Consider the following 19,354-nt stretch of genomic DNA (forward strand, 5'->3'; position numbering starts at 1 on the left):
ACCATTTTGTTTACCAGAAAAAGTTAAAGATAAGCTCGCAATAGCCAAAACAAGCAAAAATGTAATTATGTAATTTATTACCATTTGACTAATAATAATTTCCACCACCCTTTATATATTTTACATAATGTATAATAATAAAAAATAACACTGGTGTCAATTTTTTACAATCGACTTACTTATTTAATTAGTTGTAACAGTCTTATAGACCGCTATCGCCATCTATCGAGTGGTTTGATTTCATCAAAAATTTTTTATCCATTTATGCTTACTTCTGTTTCGTTTAGCCGTAGACCAAGGATATCTTTATTTCCTTCCATGGTATAGCCTAATATTTTATAAACACGTACTTTTTTAATTCTTAGTCATTCCAAATGATTGTGTAAAAACAATCTACAAATAAAAGAGAATAACAGTTATCTAAAGGTCGACTTTATTATTCTTTTAATTCAGGAAAAACACGTTATCAGTAAATTAGACACCATTTCATGAGACACTCAAAATCCATAAATATCTTCGATCCAAAAATCAATGTCTGTTAAGACATGCCTTTAAATACATGAAATTGATCTTATCTCTATTGGGAATACATCTCTTTTACGCTTTAGAATCATTTGTGGTTCGAGCGACCCATCACAGTCACAGGAGACGCCTATGTTTACTTTACCAGCGGTCGTTTTTCTAATTTTTTCGGTTCTCTGTCAAATGTGATGGTGGAAAATCGACTCCACTATCTCTTTTGACCCTGATTTTTTTAATCTCTTGTTGCCACAGTATTTTCTTTTTCATTCGCTTAAAACTATTAATTCCAAATGAATTACGCTTTAACACTTTTATGGTGTTATTTACTCCTTCTATATAGCCATTATTATATGGATACATAAAAGAGTATAATTCTTTCTGTTTTCCAGCGCCCAAATGTATTTCTTACACGCTGAAATGCTTCCAAACCGGAGTTCTTCATGGCTTCCATACAAACTTCTAAACTTGCTTTTAGGTATGTTTGTTACTTTCTTTAAACCATGTATCTAGCTTATTCTTTAACTGGTAAGCTTCTTCTAAGCGAGGATCTTATTTGTTTTTAGTTGATGTCGGTAAATAGACGGATTAACCGATTGGTACTGATTCCTGCTAATCGCGCTGCCAAGGTAAATGAACCTACGGCAGAATACGTTAAAGCAGAAGTCTGTGCAGAATTCGTACACCTTTGGTAGCGATCCACTAGTTGTAATCATTCATACAACGTATGATGGCAATGCGTACACAAGTATCGCCTTTTCTTTAATATATTTTCACAGGTGTATTGGATAAGATTGGCCCCTGTATAGAAGTGTGTAAAATTCATGGACAAATCCCGTAAGTACAATTCATATAAAGGGAAAGTTGGAAAGATAGCGAAAAATCGATTGGCGCGGCGTTTTAGTACACCTGTCCCGCTTCAAAAACTAGTAACGGACATTACAGAATTCAAATGTCTAAGCGAAGAGAAGTTGTATTTAAACCCTATTCTAGACCTTTATAATGAGAAATTCTTGCTTATGAATCAAGAAACTTCCAACATTAAATCTTGTCATGGAATCCTTAGATAAAATAATAGAGATAATAAAGAATCATGCAACCTACCCCACTACCATCCATTTGGATCAAGGGTGGCATTACCAGCATAACCAATGGGTGAAAATATTAAAGAAAAAAAATATTCCAAAGCATGTCACGTAAGCAACCTGCGGATAATGCTTCGATGGAGAATTTCTTTGGCATCTTAAAGAAAGAAATGTATTATGGAGAGAAATTAGTAATTTATGAAGAATTAAAACAACGGATTGAAGAATACATCTACTGGTATAACCACGAGCGATCAAAAGTAAAATTGACTGGACTGAGTCCGTTCGAATACCGAAATCAATCCAGCCAATCAGCTGTATAATAAAAACTCTAACTTTCTCACCTCCAGTCAAATGTTTTACTCAATTTATTTGGATTTAACCAGGGAGGGTCCCCCTCCTGGTTAAATTTTTGCTTGACAAATTGACCTAACGATTTTTCATTTTTTTCGCAAGGTTTTTTATGGTATAGTTAAATTAACTTAAGTGATTACGAATCAGCAGAAGCTGTTTCGTAATCGTATGGTATGTCGTGTAAAATAAGGTGAAACGCCACTTTCAAGAACTTATTTATACCACGCTATCACCGCAACCTTATGAGGTTTCCTCTGAGGTTGTTTTTTCAATTTGTCATAGTAATCAATGATATGATTGTTTCCTTTTTTTCGTAATGAAATCATGGAAAAAATCATAAAGTATAATATTTTTTGTAGTTTCTTATTTCCACGTCTATTAATACGGTTTTTATATCGTGTATTACCTGATTGATAACGCATAATATCGATTCCAACGTATTTATTAAGTTGTTTACATTTTTAAAGCGTCGTAAATCTCCTAATTCACCAATGATTCTACATGTGGTCTGCATCACCAAGCCAGGGAATGAACGAAGGATATGATATTCCTTTCTATCCACAGATAGGGCAACCATTTTTGCGACAATTTCTTCTTTCTTTCTCTTCTACTTGCGTAATCCCGTACTTGTTCACAACGTATATCTGATGCATCGATAGCTGGGTATGAATTTTGGCAACTAGTAAACGTTCCTTTGTCCTTCTTATCCGCTAGTTAAGAGAAAGGTTTTTCCTAGTATTCCTTTTCGGCCCATTTCGAATTATTGTTTTCGAATGCGCTAATAAAAATGAAAGATGCCGATGCAATTGAACGATGTTTTAAAAAAGTGCCTGAGCTCGGCTTAATCACTCGTTCCAGTTCTGGAAAAGATAGATGTAAAATCGCATACTTCTTGCCTCGCAGTTGGATTAGCTCTTCATCTACTTCATCGTAATAACGTGATAGAGCCCGCATTTGATTATAATAGGTGTCTGTTGAAATGTTGGATTGCGATTTATTTTAAAGTGTGTTTTAGCCAACTCGTGTGCATCACTTTTATTTATCGCTTAAACCCATTTGAGGCAAATATACGTATCCATGATCTTGAAGAAATTTTTCTAAGGCCGTTGAATAAACTCCTGCTGCTTCAAAAACAATTTCTGGCGATTGTTGTGCTAACGTTACCATTCGCTCATGTAATATTTTGAAATCCGTTTGACAGTGCACTAATTCACCTTCAAATATACAGTGTTTTTGATCTTTATAAATAACCAACGTACTTTTACCTTTACTTACATCAAATAAACTACATGTGTCATTTCATCTCCTCCAGATAATTACTCCTAGAAGTCCTCACATAACCTTATCGATTCCACTTTCTTGTACACGGTCTCTGTGGACCCAATATACTAAATATTCAAATAAGGGTGTGAAGTGATCCTGTTTGGGGAGCGGGTTCTATATTGTTCCCAAAGTTAGAACGGCTTTTCTTCGCTTCTACTATAAAAAAATAGTAGCACAGAACCATTGCCTTGGTCTTGTGCTACTAATCTTAGTATGTTTTGGGTCACCACCAAGGCGTGTATTTTTGTTTGCTTATAAACCTTGTCGAGATAAAAAACACCAGCATATTTAGTATAAAGCCAAATATTATTTACACAATATGGAAATTTAAGGAGATTTCTCGTTCGATCAATTATATATTTTTATAACTACTAAACGTCCTTAGTCCCATAGAATATAGAGCTAAAGCTGCTTAAATTTATTTTTATTATTTCCACTGTCTACTTGACAAGAGGCAGTTCAGAATGTAAATCATTCCTTTGTGGACTTTCTCCTAAAAAGTGATTTCTTCTTAGTTTAATATATGCACAGTTGGCTTCTTTGCATCTGCATTTCGATAAATAAAGCTTTCTAATTTGTCACTGGAAGTTATTTTTACTTCTAAAGCATAGTGATCAGCAAACATTTCCTGGATGAGACCATAGGCATATTGCGTGAAACCAACAACCTCACTTCTACCATAAAATTCGATAGGGATTTCAATTGTCATTTTTTGTAGTTTACCATCTACGTAAAATCCTTGCCCAATAATGCCGACATAATTCGGGAAATACGTTGCTATTTCTTTACCAAAACTATTGACAATTTCTTGATCTTCATAATACTTCTTTTTGCCCTCTTCAGAAGGGAATAAAACATATTCCTCATCTATCTTTTTCCAGTCCCCGATGGTAGAACTGCCTTCCGGAATGGTTGTTTTTGCTACGAAGTTTCCCGGAACAGGAGATGATTGTGCTTCTTCACGATATATTGCCATCATTACTGGTACTTTTTCAAGTCCTTTAATTTTCCTGACATCCTTAATTATCTTCTGTGCAATTTTATTCGCTTGCTCCATCATCTTCGCTTGAGAAATATTTGTTTCATAAGTAGGACCGCCTGTCTCCGTCTGAAATTGATAATTGGACTTCATTGCAATACCAATTGATATTCCTTGCAAGGAAACCGAGTTATCTTCCTTTTTCACTAGATAATTTTGCTCTAAAATATGTGAAAGATAACGCGGATTTTTTTCATAATAATCCTTATCTGCCTTTTCTTTTTTCTTAGGATTTAATTTGTCAATCCATTCTATAACTAATTCTTCTGTAATGTATTGTCCTTCTTGAAACAAGTACTTGCTAGGATCATACACATCTTTAGAGTGTCTGCGCAGCCCTTCTTCCATTTCATCAATATCTAGACGATTGGCAACTTGATCAACTATTACTCCTCTTGCTTTTCCCGGTTCAAATGGCAGTATCATTTTATAATTTTCTTCAGAGAGCTGATAGCTGGGGACAATCGCTTGTTTCTCTTTCGAATTAGATTCATTATCTTGGACAACTTTATCTTCATTTACATCAGGTCCGCAACCCGCTAGCAATAAAAGTGCACCGATTATCCATATACTAAGCTTTTTCACGATTCCACACCCTCATCTTTCAATGCTTGCTGAAACTGGTTTTCATCCCAAACGAGAATATCCAGCTGTTTCGCCTTCGTTAATTTTGAACCAGCATCCTCACCAGCTATAACAAGATCTGTCTTTTTGCTTACACTTCCGGTTACTGTACCGCCAAGTTGTTCAATTAATTCCTTTGCCTCAGAGCGAGTGTAATTGTCCATTTTTCCAGTCAGCACAATCGTCTTTTCATTAAAAATGCTTCCTTTTTCCAATTCTGTTGGCTTTGCACCTAAATAAGACATATTAATTCCCAGTTCTTTTAATTCTTGGATTAAGTCAATAACCTTTTGCTCCTGAAAGTATTGAACAATAGAATCTGCTATTTTTTCACCTATTTCATCTACTTCCAGCAAATCCTCGTATGTTGCTTGTTGCAAATTATCCATCGTCTCAAATTCCATGGCTAACGTTTTAGCTGCTTTTGCCCCCACAAAGCGAATTCCTAATCCAAATAATAAACGCTCTAGTGAATTGGCTTTGGATGCTTCAATAGCCTGTAGTAGGTTTGTTACTGATTTTTCGCCCATTCGCTCGAGTTTCAATAACTCTTCTTTTTCTAATCGGTATATATCAGCGATTGTCTTCACCAAATTAGCTTGAAATAGTTGGTTAATCACCTTTTCACCCAAGCCGTCAATATTCATCGCATTTCTGGAAACAAAGTGAATCAGCCCTTCTTTTACTTGTGCAGGGCAATTCGTATTAATACAACGTAAGGCTACCTCTTCTTCTAAATGAACAAGCTCACTGCCACAAGCCGGACATTCTTTCGGCATGTGGAACTCTTTTTCCTCACCAGTACGATCTTCGACTAATACACGGACGACTTTGGGAATAATATCACCGGCTTTTTTAATGACAACTGTATCGCCAATTCGAATATCCTGCTCGCGAATTAAATCTTCATTGTGTAGGGAAGCTCGTTGTACCGTTGTTCCAGCAACTTTTACTGGATTTAAAATAGCTGTTGGCGTAATTACTCCAGTCCTTCCAACACTCAATTCAATATCGGTTAGCTTTGTAATTGCCTCTTCAGCTGGAAATTTATAAGCGATTGCCCATCTTGGACTTTTAGCCGTATAACCAAGCTCTTCCTGTTGCTTGAGATCATCTACTTTAATGACGATACCATCAATTTCATAATCTAAATGAGGACGTTCCTTTGTCCAATAATCTACATATTCCATAACTTCTTCTACCGTATTACATTTTTTCCATTCCGGATTGGTCTTTAATCCTAATTCTTTTAGCCTCACTAAGCGCTCACTATGCTTTGTTAATTTGCTGTTATTCCATTCGCCCACACCATACAAAAAGATATCTAGATTACGTTTAGCAGCAATCTTTGGGTCCAATTGCCGTAAAGAACCGGCAGCTGCATTACGCGGATTAGCAAATAGTGGTTCTCCGTTAACTTCTCTTTCTTTGTTTAAAGCTAAAAAAGAGCGGTGCGGCATATAGGCTTCTCCACGAATTTCCAATGTCTCTTTTTCTTTAATAACTAAAGGAATGCTGCGAATGGTTCGTAAATTACTTGTTATATCCTCACCTATATATCCATCGCCTCGTGTTGCGCCTCGGACAAATTTTCCATTTTCATAGGTTAATGATACGGCTAAACCATCAATTTTTAATTCACATACAAAGCTAATCGGCTCTTCAATTCCTTGACTTGCACGACGAACAAAGTCACGAATATCCTGTTCATTAAAAGCATTGGCTAAGCTGAGCATTGGGATCTTATGCTCCACTTTTTGAAACGCATCAAGCGGTTCTCCACCTACTCGTTGTGTCGGGGAGTCTGGATGTACAAGATCTGGATATGCTTCTTCCAACTTTCGCAGTTCCTGCATTTTTTGGTCATAGATAGCATCTTCTACTGATGGTTGATCAAGTACATGATACTCGTAATTATACTGGTTTAATTCTTCTGTTAGTTGCTCCATCTTCTGTTTTGCTTGTTGTTTATCCACCCAAGTACCTCCCTTATTCCTTCGTGATTGGTGCAAATTTTGCTAATACGCGTTTAATTCCAATTGGTGCTGGAAATGCAATATCAAGCTCCATAGCTTCGCCTTCTCCCTGAACCTTTACAACTGTACCAATGCCCCATTTTTTGTGATTAGCCTTATCTCCAGGTGACCACATTTGCTGTTCAGCCCCAGTTGTTTTTTGAATGCGTTCTGCTTTTCGCTTCGGTGCAAGTTTATCCGGATTTTGTCTTAGATTACTACCAAACATCGCTGTTCTAACTGATTCAATCCCTTCCATCAATTCTTCAGGGATTTCATGGATGAAACGACTAATCGGATTCATATTTGTACGACCAAATAAGGTCCTCATTTTAGCATTCGTGAGATATAATTCTTTTTCAGCACGTGTAATACCAACATAAGCCAGTCTGCGTTCTTCTTCCATTTCTTCTTCATCTAGCATAGAACGGCTATGTGGAAATACGTTTTCTTCCATACCGATTAGGAAAACAACTGGAAATTCCAATCCTTTCGCTGCGTGCAATGTCATTAATGTAATTTTATCTTCATCCACTGTGTCCGATTCATCCATTTGGTCGATATCTGCGATTAACGCTAAATCCGTAAGAAAAGCGATCAGTGTTTTATCTTCACTTGACGCTTCAAAGTCTTTCGTAACCGTCATAAATTCTTCTAAGTTTTCTAATCTGCTATGTGCTTCAATGGATCGTTCATTTTTTAACATCGTTTCATAGCCAGTCTGTTTTAACACTGCTTCAACCATATCCGTTGCTGTTAAAAACGCTTGCTGTTTTGATAATGTGCGAATTAGTTCGGTGAATTCCACTAAGGCATTAGCTGCTTTTTTAGGAACACCTGTAAAGTCAATCTCTTTTACAGCTTCATTAAAAGAGATATCATGTAATGCCGCATATTCACGGAGTCGCTCTATTGATGTTTTTCCAATCCCGCGTTTTGGAACATTGACCACTCGCTCAAAGCTTAAATCATCATCAGGATTAGCAATTAAACGGAGGTAAGCGACCATATCTTTAATTTCCTTCCGTTCATAGAATTTTGTTCCACCAACCATTTGATACGGTATATTTGATTTTACAAACGTATCTTCAATGGCACGTGATTGTGCATTTGTCCGATATAGTATCGCCACATCACTAAGAGAATATCCTTCTTCTTTTGTTAACTGCTGAATTTTTTCCGTAACAAATAATGCTTCTTCCTGTTCTGTCGCACCTTGAAAATAATGAATGTGTTTTCCGTCGGGATTTTCCGTCCATAGGTTCTTCGGTTTCCGGCCGCTATTATTGGCAATCACATGGTTAGCAGCTTTAAGAATGCATTTCGTTGACCGATAGTTTTGTTCTAGAAAAATGGTCCGAGAAGATGGATAATCCTTTTCAAAGGTAAGGATGTTCGTGATATCTGCTCCACGCCAGCGATAGATAGACTGGTCGGAATCACCAACAACACATAGATTTTGGTAACGGCTTGCCAGCATTTTAACAAGCGCATATTGAGCATGATTCGTATCTTGATACTCATCAACATGAATATACTGAAAACGGCGCTGATAATACTCTAATACCTCTGGTACACGTTTAAACAGATGAATGGTTTGCATAATTAAATCATCGAAGTCAAGCGAATGGTTTTTTACAAGCATCTTTTGATATGCTTCATAAATTTGTCCAACCTGTCTCTCATAAAAATTACCAACTTGCTTGTTATAGACTTCTGGGGTAATAAGTTCGTTTTTCGCTGCACTGATTTGGCCGAGCATTGCTCTTGGGTCAAATTTTTTCGGGTCAATATTGAGGTTTTTTAATATTTGCTTGATAACAGATAGCTGATCACTACTATCCAAAATTGTAAAATTGCTATTATAACCAATTCGATCAATATCTCTGCGTAAAATTCGTACACACATCGAGTGAAATGTAGACACCCACATGTACTCACTTTCTGCTCCAACTAACCTGCTTACCCGATCTTTCATCTCACGAGCAGCTTTATTTGTAAACGTAATTGCTAAAATATTGCGTGCTGCCACTCCTTTTTCTGCTAGTAAATAGGCAATTCTATGTGTCAATACACGTGTTTTTCCACTTCCTGCTCCTGCCATAATTAATAATGGTCCTTCTGTATGGATGACAGCTTCTTTTTGCTGCTCGTTTAATCCTCTTAGTAAGGATTCCTTTGTCTGACTCATCCTAACACCGCCTATCTAAATACTATCTTTTACTACTTTTACTGTTTTTAAAGCGTTCTTTATATCTGTATAAATACTATTACCTACTACGATAACATCTGCATATTCTTTCATTTCTTTAGCTTGGTCTATTGTCTCAATTCCTCCACCATAAAACAATAAGGAATGCTCCAATTGAGTTTTTACTTTTTTCACAAGCTCTGGATCTCCGTATATCCCACTGTATTCCAGATAAAATATTGGTAAGTGAAATACCTTATCTGCCATAAACGCATAGGCAATAACATCTTCTTCATCTGGTAAATAACAATTCGTATGAATAAATGCTTTTGCATCGCTATTCAATATACAGTATCCTTCAAACAGAATTTCACTATAATCCATCATGTCCATATATTCCTTAATAGCCTGATGCTGCATATCCATCATCCATTTTTTATCTTTAGAGTTAAGCACCATTGGAATATAGTAATAGTCAAATCCTGGTGTGATCGCCTCCATAGAAGAAATTTCTAAAACACAAGGTACTGGATATCGACGAATACGGGATAACAAGTCTAACACACCATCTAATGTTATATTATCTGTCCCACCAACTATAATAGCATCCGTTCCAGATTCACACACCATCTCCAAATGTTCATCTGATATCTCCTTGGCAGGATCAAGCTTAAATACGTGTTTCCAATCCTTCATTAATTTATCCAATATGAAATCCTCCATTATGATTATTCCGTTAGTTTATTATACCAAAAATTATAGAGGGAATTTAGAAATAAGTAAGATGAAAATGATTTGACTTCAATGATATGTCTAAGTACAAGTCAAGTTCAAAGAATAAGCCACTAGTGGTGCACTTAAGACTTCGGTTTTTCCACTTCATGTCTAAACGTAGAACAAAAGCTTGAAGCGTTGCTACGTACAAACGGCAGAATTTCTGATGAGATTATGGAAACCTCATTCAAGGAGTGCCTTCCTGTTTCTTGAATAAAAATAAAAACGCCACCAAAAAGGCGACGGCAAAATCTATTAGCAGATGTAACTTCCTGATATTCATAAGTTAGAGAAGCTTTGATTTTATAGAGGATGTTCAAAAAGTACGGCAAAAATGGCAAGCTGAATTTCTTCATATGTTGGATAATAAAATTTTTGCGATTATGTTCATTCCATACCGTAAAAATTTTTAAAGCTTAAGTTTAACGTACAGCTAGTTAGAATCTTACACTATGAACTTCGTTTCAGTGAGGTTCAGGCTTGGTCCTAGATGCCCCGGACAAAAATACTCCCCTGAACGAACGCATCTTTTTAACAGTTATAAGCAAATGGTGGCTTAAACGTTATGGTTATGATCATCCTTCATTATCCGTTCCAGTACTAGCTTATACCCATCGCTACCGTAATCGATACATCTTCTAACCCTTGAAATGGTGGCAGTTGATGCATTCGTTTGCTTTTCTATTTCATTATATGTAGCTCCTTGTGTCAGCATTTTAGCAACTTGTAAACGTTGAGTTAACGAATGGATTTCCGACATAGTAGCGATGTCATCAAAGAAGCGATAGCATTCTTCTCTATCTTTTAACGATAAGATAGCATCAAATAACTGATCCAATTGTTCGCCACGTAATTTATCAATCTGCACGTTACGTCCTCCTTCCCATTACTCGCTTGATAAGGTGACCGCTGTATCTAATCCAGGATCTTCAGGTATAACATTAATCCATGTTTTTCCCGGAGTTAATGGGACTTCTTTACCTTCTTTCACAGGAACAATTCTGCCATTTAGCTTTTCCCATTGAAGCTTTTGGACTACACCCTGCTGCAATAAATACGCATCCCCGCCGGAAGCTAAATCAATGGATCGGCGGCCTTCATCATCAATCACTTCATGTTTTGTCTCTATAATAAAAACATTACTTATTTCTATCGGTTTTTCCGAGTCCATTTCCACTGTTTGTTGATGATCATTAAAGCGAGTATACACTTGTGTAGATTTGTCAAACTGATATTCTACGATTTCCATTGGATTCTCGGAATAGACGATTTCGACGGTTAAAGCCTCGTCTCCCGTCACCTTTTCTCCTTCTTGTAAAAATAACATTTGAGAATAATCAGCTGTTGTCTGATACCCCTTTGCTTCTGCTTCATCATACAGCTCATCAAGCTGTAAATAAGAATTATGCGGTGCTTGTCTAAATGTTTCCCGTTTAAATAATCCCTCATTATCATAAAGCGAACCGTTTAAATGGTCAATTCCTCTGTCTTGAATTGACTGATTTATAAAATCAGCTGCACCGTGATATACGTAAATAGCGTTATAACCCTGTGCTAGTTCAGAATAGTACTCTCGTGCACTTCTAACCGGACCAACTACCGGAGGCAATTCACTTTGATAAAGTGCTAAAAAGCGTGTAATCTTACCTTCTGCTAATATTTCAAAAACGATATCTGCTTGCGACAAACCGGTTTGTGGCCTTGCTTTTTCATGGTTATTTACCATGACTGCAACGATCCTGTTATCAACAGCGTTATCTTCAGCCATACCGGTTAATGGATATGTATCCGTCAACTGTGATGGATTGGAATCCCCTTTTTCTTGATTATTTGTTTCAGCTTGATCGTCTTTACATGCTGTAATCAAAAACGTTAATATGAGTAGAATAAGTAATCCTTTTTTCACATGTCACAACCCCTTAAAACATAACTTGCAGATAGCAGGCCTCACCTTAAAAAGTGAGGCTAGTCTACCTGTTACATTAATGCTTGTTTACTTTTTCTTCCATCGACTATATCGTAGCTTTGTTTCTACGTTCCTTGGAAAAGAAAACTGCTTTTCTTGCTGATCAAGGAAGTAACTAGTACTCATGTATCTACTAAAAGCACCCACGTCCTGTCCAAGCGCACTACTCAAATGACACCGCCTCAAACTTCGATGCACAAGACATACTTGTATCAGCGTTCAAAAGGTTAAGGAAAGTGAAAGTACCTGTACTAATATTTGGTGATATTTCAAGGTCAACGAAGACTTCGGCAACGATACATCGTTTTTTAAAAAAAGGATGTTTCCATTTGATCCAATTTTAAGTCTATTGCCCTCTTTTTGCACAAAAACTTACATTATAAGGCTAACACATTGTTGCTGGGAATAGTAGTTCTTTTTTCTTCACATCTATGATACCTTGAGGCGTAATTCGAACATATGGTAAATGAGTGGATGCTAAGAAAAATATAGAATAAACTGGATCAGAAAATGGATAACCGAAATTTTTTAAATGCCGCTTCAATTCTTTTTCCTTAGCGATTAAATCTGTCATTTCCCCTTTGAACATCATTCCTCTTAATGCAAGCGGTATTTCTAACAGTACCTCACCTTGGTGTACAATAACAATGCCTCCTCCTAACTCTTTTAATCGTTTACCTGCTAAGAGGATATCATGTTTATTTTTTCCAATAAACACAAAATCACCGGTAACCGAATAAGAGCTGGCAATTGCACCTAATTCATTTGTAAACCCGCGCAAGGTTGTATTTACCCGCCATTTACCATGTCGATCCAACAACATTAAAAAGGAATCACTTGTATGAGCAGGCAAATGATCTACCGTAATATCAATTTCAATCGCATATGGCTTCATAATCACATCGTTAACCATTTCTAACCCGATTGGTACTGAAAATTGTAATTCTTTACTACTTACTTGCCAGTCTAATTCTAATGGGCCTATATCATAATTTTTCCATTTAATTAAGGTGGAAATTCGTTGTTCTACTCCACCTTTTACTATCCATTGCCCCTTTGCCAAGACGCTTTCCGGTTGAGGAACTTTTGTATCAGTTAAAATGTTAATATGTGCAAGTCGCCCGGGAGCAATACTGCCGAGCTGTTCTTCCATACGTAAATGCTTGGCTGGATAATAACTTCCGATTAAATAAGCTTCTTCCACGGGTAATCCTTGTTTAATGGCAATATCTATGCAACGATTGATCAATCCTTGTTCATAAAATGCCGGCGTTGCTCCGTCAGTTGTAAACGAAAGATTATCAAATGAGGTTAGACCTGCTGCAAGCAATTCCTCAATTAGCTTTGGCAAATCCGGTCTGATTGAGGAATAACGGAGACCAACGTGATAGCCAAGCAGTAAACGCCGCATTACTTCTTCCCCTGTTATTGATTCATGATCTGCATTAGCACCAAGCAACTTCATTTTTGTTAATGTTCGAACAGAAGCTCCCGGAAAATGTCCTTCTACCGGTTTCCTTTGTTTTTTCGTCTCTTGAATCCAATACAGTAAAATATCGTCTCCGGCCAATAATTGCGGCCAAGATGTTAATTCTCCACCTTGTACAACAGCTGGATGATTAATCCAATCTAAGACATCTTCTGTCCTAAAAAGTTCATGGTCATCCTGTAATTCAGTTTGCGGATCAAAACGTGCCCACCAATACATCGATACGGGATGGGTACTGAATTCATCCAACACGGAAAACGCTTTCTTTTTATTTAACATAAATAACCATAATAGATTGTCATTAATTAATGTGGTTGTCCCTGTTTTTGCAGCATGATTTGCTAATTGTTCCGGATTGTATAGTTGAAAAGGATGTGCATGTGGTTCAATATACCCCGGGACTAAATACTTTCCTGTACAATCAACTATTTCCGTACCTTTCTGGTTAATGGGTAAATTATCACCAACATAAACGATTCGATCCTCGTACACCCAAACATGGCCCTGCAACCATTTCTTTACATACGTATTTAAATACGTTCCATTTGCAAGTACAAGTGTTGGAGGTACTTCTCCATCAATAACTCGTACATGCTGCCTCATATCTCTGTTTCTCCAATAAAATCCATTGCGTAACATGATTCAACATCTCTCCAATTTACATCATCTCTTTTTTAGAAGTTGTTCAAAAAGTGCCCTTTAAAATGACACATCGAATTTCTCCTTTAGTCCTTCTATTCTCTTTTTGAACACGAGCTTTTAGTTAATATCATCTATATATCTATGATAAAGCAAAGGATGAACTCCAATAATTATTTTGTACGATGGTTGTAGATTAACATGTTAGCGAAAAATCCACAAGGGGTAAAAGGAAAAAAATCCCATAACCAATATATGTCATTCCATTTTAACATATTTTTCGCCACTTAACTGTTTCAATTTTGTAAACTCTTATTATTTTTTAAGATTTTTAGAAAAAAGCTTGGCTTGTCGCCAAGTCTTCAACGAAAGCTGTAGTTTTTTCTTATATTATAAACCCTAAAATTTTATACTTTCCTATAATACAAGAAAGCCTGTGACTTTAGGTGACGCTTTATACATTGTAGAATACTAATATGTTAAATGGATACTACTAATCTTTATACGCTTACAACCACAAAAGGTTTCATTTTTTATTGTTTAAAATCGGTTTCTACATGTCGATATTTTTTAAAAATAGCTTTATCTTAGGCGCTAACTGAGCGCTTCTAGGTTTTGTTCTTGATTCAATTAAATAAAAAACTGGAATAAACCTGATAAGTGAGAAGTATTTGAATGAAGTAACCAATCACACGGGTACATGAAACATTAAAATGGTATTACATTAATTCTATTTCTTTACTTGTTTAAGACAGCTTAAAGCCACCACAGTACTTAGACTTGGGTGGCTTTATATCTGGCTATATCGGTTCGATAAAAAAAGTCATCATTATTATGAAGTGCCCTTAGCGGTTCATAGGCATGAGCTGCCGCTTGACCTAATGTAGGTGCAGTTGCAGCTGAAAGCAGTACACGTCCTCCATCACTAACATGTCTTTTTCCGATCTGCTTTGTACCTGCATGTACGATCATTGCTTGTTTAGGTGAAAATTCCGGAATCTCCATTCCTTTTTCACAAGCGTTTGGGTAGCCTTTCGCCGCTACGACAATACCCACACATGATTTATCTTCCCATTGGAGCTTAGGATCAATTCCGTTCAATACATCCAACATTACTTGGACAAGATCATTCTTTAACAGTGGCAGAACGACCTGTGTTTCCGGATCACCAAAGCGTGTATTAAATTCAATTACTTTTGGTCCATTTTTTGTATTCATTAGTCCTGCATATAGAATTCCAGTAAATGGTCTTCCTTCCTGTATCATCCCACCTACTGTTTTTTGCAAAATATGCGTATACGAAAACTCCAGCACTTGCTTCGTAATGTCAGGAACTGGTGCAAAAGCCCCCATTCCTCCAGTATTAGGTCCTTTATCCCCGTCATATGCCCGCTTATGATCACGTGCAGATACCATTGGATATACTTGGTCTTCATGAACAAACGCCATAAGTGAAAATTCTTTACCTACTAAAAATTCCTCAATCACAATCCTACTGCCTGCTTCAGAGAAAGTCTTCTCAATAAGCATTTGATCAACAGCGGTAAATGCTTCTTGTTTTGTTGAAGCAACGACAACCCCTTTTCCAGCAGCTAATCCATCAGCTTTAATTACAATCGGTACTCCTTTTTCCTCAATATATACTTTTGCTGTTTCGGGGTCGGTAAATGATCGATAAGCAGCTGTTGGTATGTTATATTTTTCCATAAATTGCTTTGCAAACTGCTTGCTTCCTTCTAATAAAGCAGCTTCCTTTGTAGGTGCAAATATTCGTAGACCTTCTCGCTGAAATGCATTGGCAATTCCATTGTTTAACGGATTTTCCGGACCGACTATCGTTAAATCAATCGTTTCCTTTTTAGCAAAGGCGATTAGTCCTTCTGTATCCATTTCGTCAATGGGAATGCAAGTTGCTTCTTGTGCTATACCACCGTTTCCGGGTGCAGCATATAGTTTTGTTACTCTATCGCTTTCTTTTAGCTTCATAATAATGCTATGTTCTCTTCCGCCTCGGCCAACTACTAAAATATTCATAAAACTCCCCTTCCATTTAAGTGCCTAATTAAAAGAGCAATGAAGTTCGTGACTTTATCCTTTTTGCAATCGAACTAGTTTACTTCAGAGACAAAGCAAGTGCAGGAATTTTGGTACATCATTTACCAGACTTTTAGAACATTCTCTTTAATGTTTAAAATGACGAATGCTTGTATAAACCATAGCAATTCCATGTTCGTTACAGACATCAACCGAATCTTGGTCACGTTTAGAGCCACCCGGCTGAATAATTGCTGTAATGCCTGCTTTTGCAGCAGCTTCTACCGTATCTGGCATTGGGAAAAATGCATCAGAAGCCATTACTGCTCCTGCTGCCTGTTCAGCCGCTTGCTCAATGGCAATCTTAGCAGCACCAATTCGATTCATTTGTCCAGCACCAATACCAACCGTACGATTATCCTTTGCTAGTACAATGGCATTCGACTTCACATGCTTAACTGCTTTCCAAGCAAATATTAGCTGGTTGACTTCATCCTCAGATGGTTTACGGTTTGTCACCACGTGCAAATCACTGGCAGTAATCCGTTTATTATCGATGGTTTGAATGAGCATTCCGCCTTTAACGGATGTATATTTATGTTCTAAAGCTGGTTTTTCTGCTCTAACTTCCAGTTCTAACAGACGGATGTTTTTCTTTTTCGTTAATATTTCTAACGCTTCTTCTGTAAAACCAGGAGCGATGACAATTTCTAAAAAGATGTTACTCATTTTTTCTGCTGTTGCTTCATCAATCACTTGATTACAAGCAACAATCCCGCCAAAAATAGAGGTGGAATCAGCTTCATATGCTTGTTGAAAGGCATTTGATAAATTATCTGCTACTCCAATTCCACATGGATTCATATGTTTCACTGCAACAGCAGCAGGCTCATCGTATTCTGCTAAAATTTCTAAAGCTGCATTCGCATCTTGAATATTGTTATAAGAAAGTTCTTTGCCATGTAATTGTTTACTACTAGCAAGACTTCCTGCCTCGCTAATTGGCTGTTGGTAAAAAGCAGCAGCTTGATGCGGATTTTCACCATAGCGAAGTGTTTGTACTTTTTCATATGTCATGGTATAGCTTTTCGGAAAAGCTTCACCGATCCCTTTTGTAAAATATTGGGTAATTAATGCATCATAACTAGCGGTATGTTGAAATACTTTTGCTGCTAACTGCTGCCGTTTTTCCAAAGTCACTTCTCCACCCTTTACGCCTTGAAGCACATCTTCATAATCATTAGGATCAACAATTACGGTTACAGATTGATAGTTTTTGGCTGCTGCACGAAGCATAGATGGGCCGCCAATATCTATATTTTCAATGATGTCCTCTTTACTTGCAGTCTGTTTGTTTAATGTCTCTTTAAATGGATAAAGATTAACAACCACCATATCAATTGGCGTAATGTTGTATTTATCCAGTTCTTGACGATGAAGCTCGTTTTCCCGCTTAGCCAGTAATCCCCCATGGATAAAAGGGTGCAATGTTTTTACCCGTCCATCTAAAATTTCTGGAAAACCGGTTACTTCGTTTACTGGGATAACGGATATTCCTTGCTGCTGTAATGCTTTCAGCGTTCCTCCTGTTGAAATGATTTCATAATCGTTTTCAATTAATCCTTTAGCAAATTCCGTTATCCCTTGTTTATTAGATACACTCATTAATGCACGTCTTTTCATAATTATCCCTCATTCTGTATAAGTTGATTAATAACTTTCGGATATAATTGATGTTCTACCTTTTGAATGCGGTTTGTAAGTGTTTTTAGCGAGTCCGTTGGGTAAATTTTTACTTCTTGCTGAGCGATAATTGGTCCTGTGTCGATACCTTCATCAATATAATGGACCGTTACTCCTGTTTTGTTTACTTTCGCTCGATACGCTTTTTCAATTGCATCTTTTCCGGGGAACTTCGGCAACAGTGAAGGATGAATATTAACAATTCTCCCATGATACGCCTGAAGCAAATGAGCACCAATAATGCGCATATAACCAGCCAAGAAAATCCATGTAACTTCTCTTTCCCTAAGTACAGTAATTAACTCTTCTTCATATGCCTGCTTGGACGGATAGGATGTTGGATCAAATACATGTACAGGAATTTGTTTTTGTTTTGCTTTGTCAATAACCAGAGCCCCCGGGCGATCACAAACTAAGAGAACTATTTCACAAGCCAACGATTCAGTTTCCATGATCGCCTGAAAATTACTTCCCGTACCAGATGCAAATACACACACTTTTATTGATGCTTTCATGAGTGAAGATGCACTCCTTTATGATCTGTCACCATACCAATTGTCCGTACTGTTTCTCCCTGTTTCTCGATTATTTCTTTCACTTCATTCACATGATCCTTGGTAACAACTAGTACTAGACCGATCCCCATGTTGAATACACCGTACATTTCATTTGTAGAAATCGATCCTTGTTTCTGTAAAAACGGAAAAATTTCTGGTACTTCCCATGATGTCGTATCGATTTCCACTCCTAGATGGGAAGGAAGCATTCGTGGCAAATTCTCATAAAAACCGCCGCCTGTAATATGCGAAATTCCTTTCGTAAAACCTTTTTCAATTACTTGTTGTACGGCTTTGGCATATATTTTTGTCGGAGTAAGCAATGTTTCGCCAAGTGATTTCTTTAATCCATATGATTGATCCAAGCTGAGATCAGCTATTACTTTACGAACAAGTGAATAACCGTTTGAATGAATTCCACTCGATGGGAGTCCAAGTAATACATCACCTGCTGTAATGGTTTTACCGGTAATTAAGTGTTCTTTTTCAGCAATGCCAACAGTAAAACCGGCTAAATCATATTCACCTTCGCTATACATTCCTGGCATTTCTGCTGTTTCTCCACCAATTAAAGCTGCCTTTGCTTGAACACAACCTGCTGCAATACCTGCAACAATCTGTTCAATCTGGTCCGGGTCGTTCTTCCCACAGGCAATATAATCAAGAAAAAATAACGGCTTTGCACCTTGGGCAACAATATCATTGACGCACATAGCTACTAAATCAATGCCAACAGTATCATGTTTATTCAATGTAAAAGCAAGCTTGAGTTTCGTACCGACTCCATCTGTTCCAGATACTAATACTGGCTCCTTATACGTAAATGTGGATAGATCAAACAAGCCAGCAAATGATCCGATTCCACCGATAACTTCTTTTCTGGAGGTTCGCTGAATATGCTTTTTCATTCGCTCAATAGTTTGATAACCACGCTCTACATCTACACCCGCTTGTTTATAAAGTTCAGTCACGTTTGCCACTTCTCCTGTCTATAAATAAAAT

16 protein-coding genes and 1 pseudogene are annotated in these 19,354 nt (G+C 37.1%); 1 reads left to right on the forward strand and 16 read right to left on the reverse strand.

Annotation, left to right across the window (positions count from 1 at the left end):
• Nucleotides 1–233: 233 nt before the first annotated feature.
• From BN1066_RS20570 to BN1066_RS21160, 3 genes and pseudogenes are all read right to left on the reverse strand, one after another.
• A pseudogene (locus BN1066_RS20570) lies at nucleotides 234–692 on the reverse strand (transposase); the annotation flags it as partial.
• Complete coding sequence (locus BN1066_RS20980; protein WP_281250260.1) at nucleotides 682–882, reverse strand: transposase; 201 nt, start codon at nucleotides 880–882, stop codon at nucleotides 682–684. The gene BN1066_RS20980 and the pseudogene BN1066_RS20570, both read right to left, overlap by 11 nt.
• Nucleotides 883–1,081: 199 nt before the next feature.
• A complete protein-coding gene (locus BN1066_RS21160; protein ID WP_077318207.1) occupies nucleotides 1,082–1,222 on the reverse strand; it encodes a helix-turn-helix domain-containing protein in 141 nt (46 codons plus the stop codon).
• Nucleotides 1,223–1,708: 486 nt separating this feature from the next.
• Between BN1066_RS21160 and BN1066_RS19670 the strand changes: the two genes are divergently transcribed.
• A complete protein-coding gene (locus tag BN1066_RS19670) occupies nucleotides 1,709–1,927 on the forward strand; it encodes an IS3 family transposase (RefSeq protein ID WP_083953820.1) in 219 nt (72 codons plus the stop codon).
• 243 nt (nucleotides 1,928–2,170) lie between these two features.
• Here the strand turns inward: BN1066_RS19670 and BN1066_RS20575 are convergent, their stop codons facing one another.
• The 13 genes from BN1066_RS20575 to purM all read right to left on the reverse strand — a co-directional run bounded on the left by BN1066_RS20575 (nucleotide 2,171) and on the right by purM (nucleotide 19,323).
• Nucleotides 2,171–2,380, reverse strand: a complete 210-nt coding sequence (locus BN1066_RS20575; protein WP_245799694.1) for a transposase — start codon at nucleotides 2,378–2,380, stop codon at nucleotides 2,171–2,173.
• A gap of 613 nt (nucleotides 2,381–2,993) precedes the next feature.
• Nucleotides 2,994–3,212 (reverse strand): hypothetical protein, encoded by a 219-nt coding sequence (locus BN1066_RS20580; protein WP_245799695.1) that lies wholly within the window; start codon nucleotides 3,210–3,212, stop codon nucleotides 2,994–2,996.
• A gap of 580 nt (nucleotides 3,213–3,792) precedes the next feature.
• Nucleotides 3,793–4,905: a CamS family sex pheromone protein gene (locus BN1066_RS04005; protein WP_077318208.1), complete on the reverse strand. Its 1,113-nt coding sequence runs from the start codon at nucleotides 4,903–4,905 to the stop codon at nucleotides 3,793–3,795.
• Entirely contained in the window at nucleotides 4,902–6,893 is a 1,992-nt protein-coding gene (ligA, locus tag BN1066_RS04010) for an NAD-dependent DNA ligase LigA (protein ID WP_425445270.1), read from the reverse strand. The genes BN1066_RS04005 and ligA overlap by 4 nt, the downstream gene beginning before the upstream one ends.
• A 40-nt stretch (nucleotides 6,894–6,933) precedes the next feature.
• A complete protein-coding gene (pcrA, locus tag BN1066_RS04015; RefSeq protein WP_077318210.1) occupies nucleotides 6,934–9,150 on the reverse strand; it encodes a DNA helicase PcrA in 2,217 nt (738 codons plus the stop codon).
• 15 nt (nucleotides 9,151–9,165) lie between these two features.
• On the reverse strand, nucleotides 9,166–9,846 hold the full coding sequence (gene pcrB / locus BN1066_RS04020; RefSeq protein WP_077318899.1) for a heptaprenylglyceryl phosphate synthase: 681 nt from the start codon (nucleotides 9,844–9,846) through the stop codon (nucleotides 9,166–9,168).
• 634 nt (nucleotides 9,847–10,480) lie between these two features.
• A complete protein-coding gene (locus tag BN1066_RS04025) occupies nucleotides 10,481–10,792 on the reverse strand; it encodes a YerC/YecD family TrpR-related protein (RefSeq protein WP_077318211.1) in 312 nt (103 codons plus the stop codon).
• Between the two features lie 18 nt (nucleotides 10,793–10,810).
• The gene (locus BN1066_RS04030; protein WP_077318212.1) at nucleotides 10,811–11,830 is read right to left on the reverse strand and encodes a DUF3048 domain-containing protein; all 1,020 of its coding nucleotides are present in this window, start codon (nucleotides 11,828–11,830) and stop codon (nucleotides 10,811–10,813) included.
• A 445-nt stretch (nucleotides 11,831–12,275) separates the two neighbouring features.
• Complete coding sequence (locus BN1066_RS04035; RefSeq protein ID WP_245799696.1) at nucleotides 12,276–13,982, reverse strand: adenine deaminase C-terminal domain-containing protein; 1,707 nt, start codon at nucleotides 13,980–13,982, stop codon at nucleotides 12,276–12,278.
• 810 nt (nucleotides 13,983–14,792) lie between these two features.
• A complete protein-coding gene (gene purD, locus BN1066_RS04040) occupies nucleotides 14,793–16,052 on the reverse strand; it encodes a phosphoribosylamine--glycine ligase (protein WP_077318214.1) in 1,260 nt (419 codons plus the stop codon).
• Nucleotides 16,053–16,199: 147 nt separating this feature from the next.
• Nucleotides 16,200–17,735, reverse strand: coding sequence for a bifunctional phosphoribosylaminoimidazolecarboxamide formyltransferase/IMP cyclohydrolase (gene purH, locus BN1066_RS04045; protein WP_077318215.1), 1,536 nt, complete (start codon nucleotides 17,733–17,735; stop codon nucleotides 16,200–16,202).
• A gap of 2 nt (nucleotides 17,736–17,737) precedes the next feature.
• A complete protein-coding gene (gene purN, locus BN1066_RS04050) occupies nucleotides 17,738–18,310 on the reverse strand; it encodes a phosphoribosylglycinamide formyltransferase (protein WP_143695730.1) in 573 nt (190 codons plus the stop codon).
• Complete coding sequence (gene purM / locus BN1066_RS04055; protein ID WP_077318216.1) at nucleotides 18,307–19,323, reverse strand: phosphoribosylformylglycinamidine cyclo-ligase; 1,017 nt, start codon at nucleotides 19,321–19,323, stop codon at nucleotides 18,307–18,309. The genes purN and purM overlap by 4 nt, the downstream gene beginning before the upstream one ends.
• Nucleotides 19,324–19,354 lie beyond the last annotated feature (31 nt).

The organism is Virgibacillus proomii, from assembly GCF_900162615.1.
Classification (GTDB): Bacteria; Bacillota; Bacilli; order Bacillales; family Amphibacillaceae; genus Virgibacillus; species Virgibacillus proomii.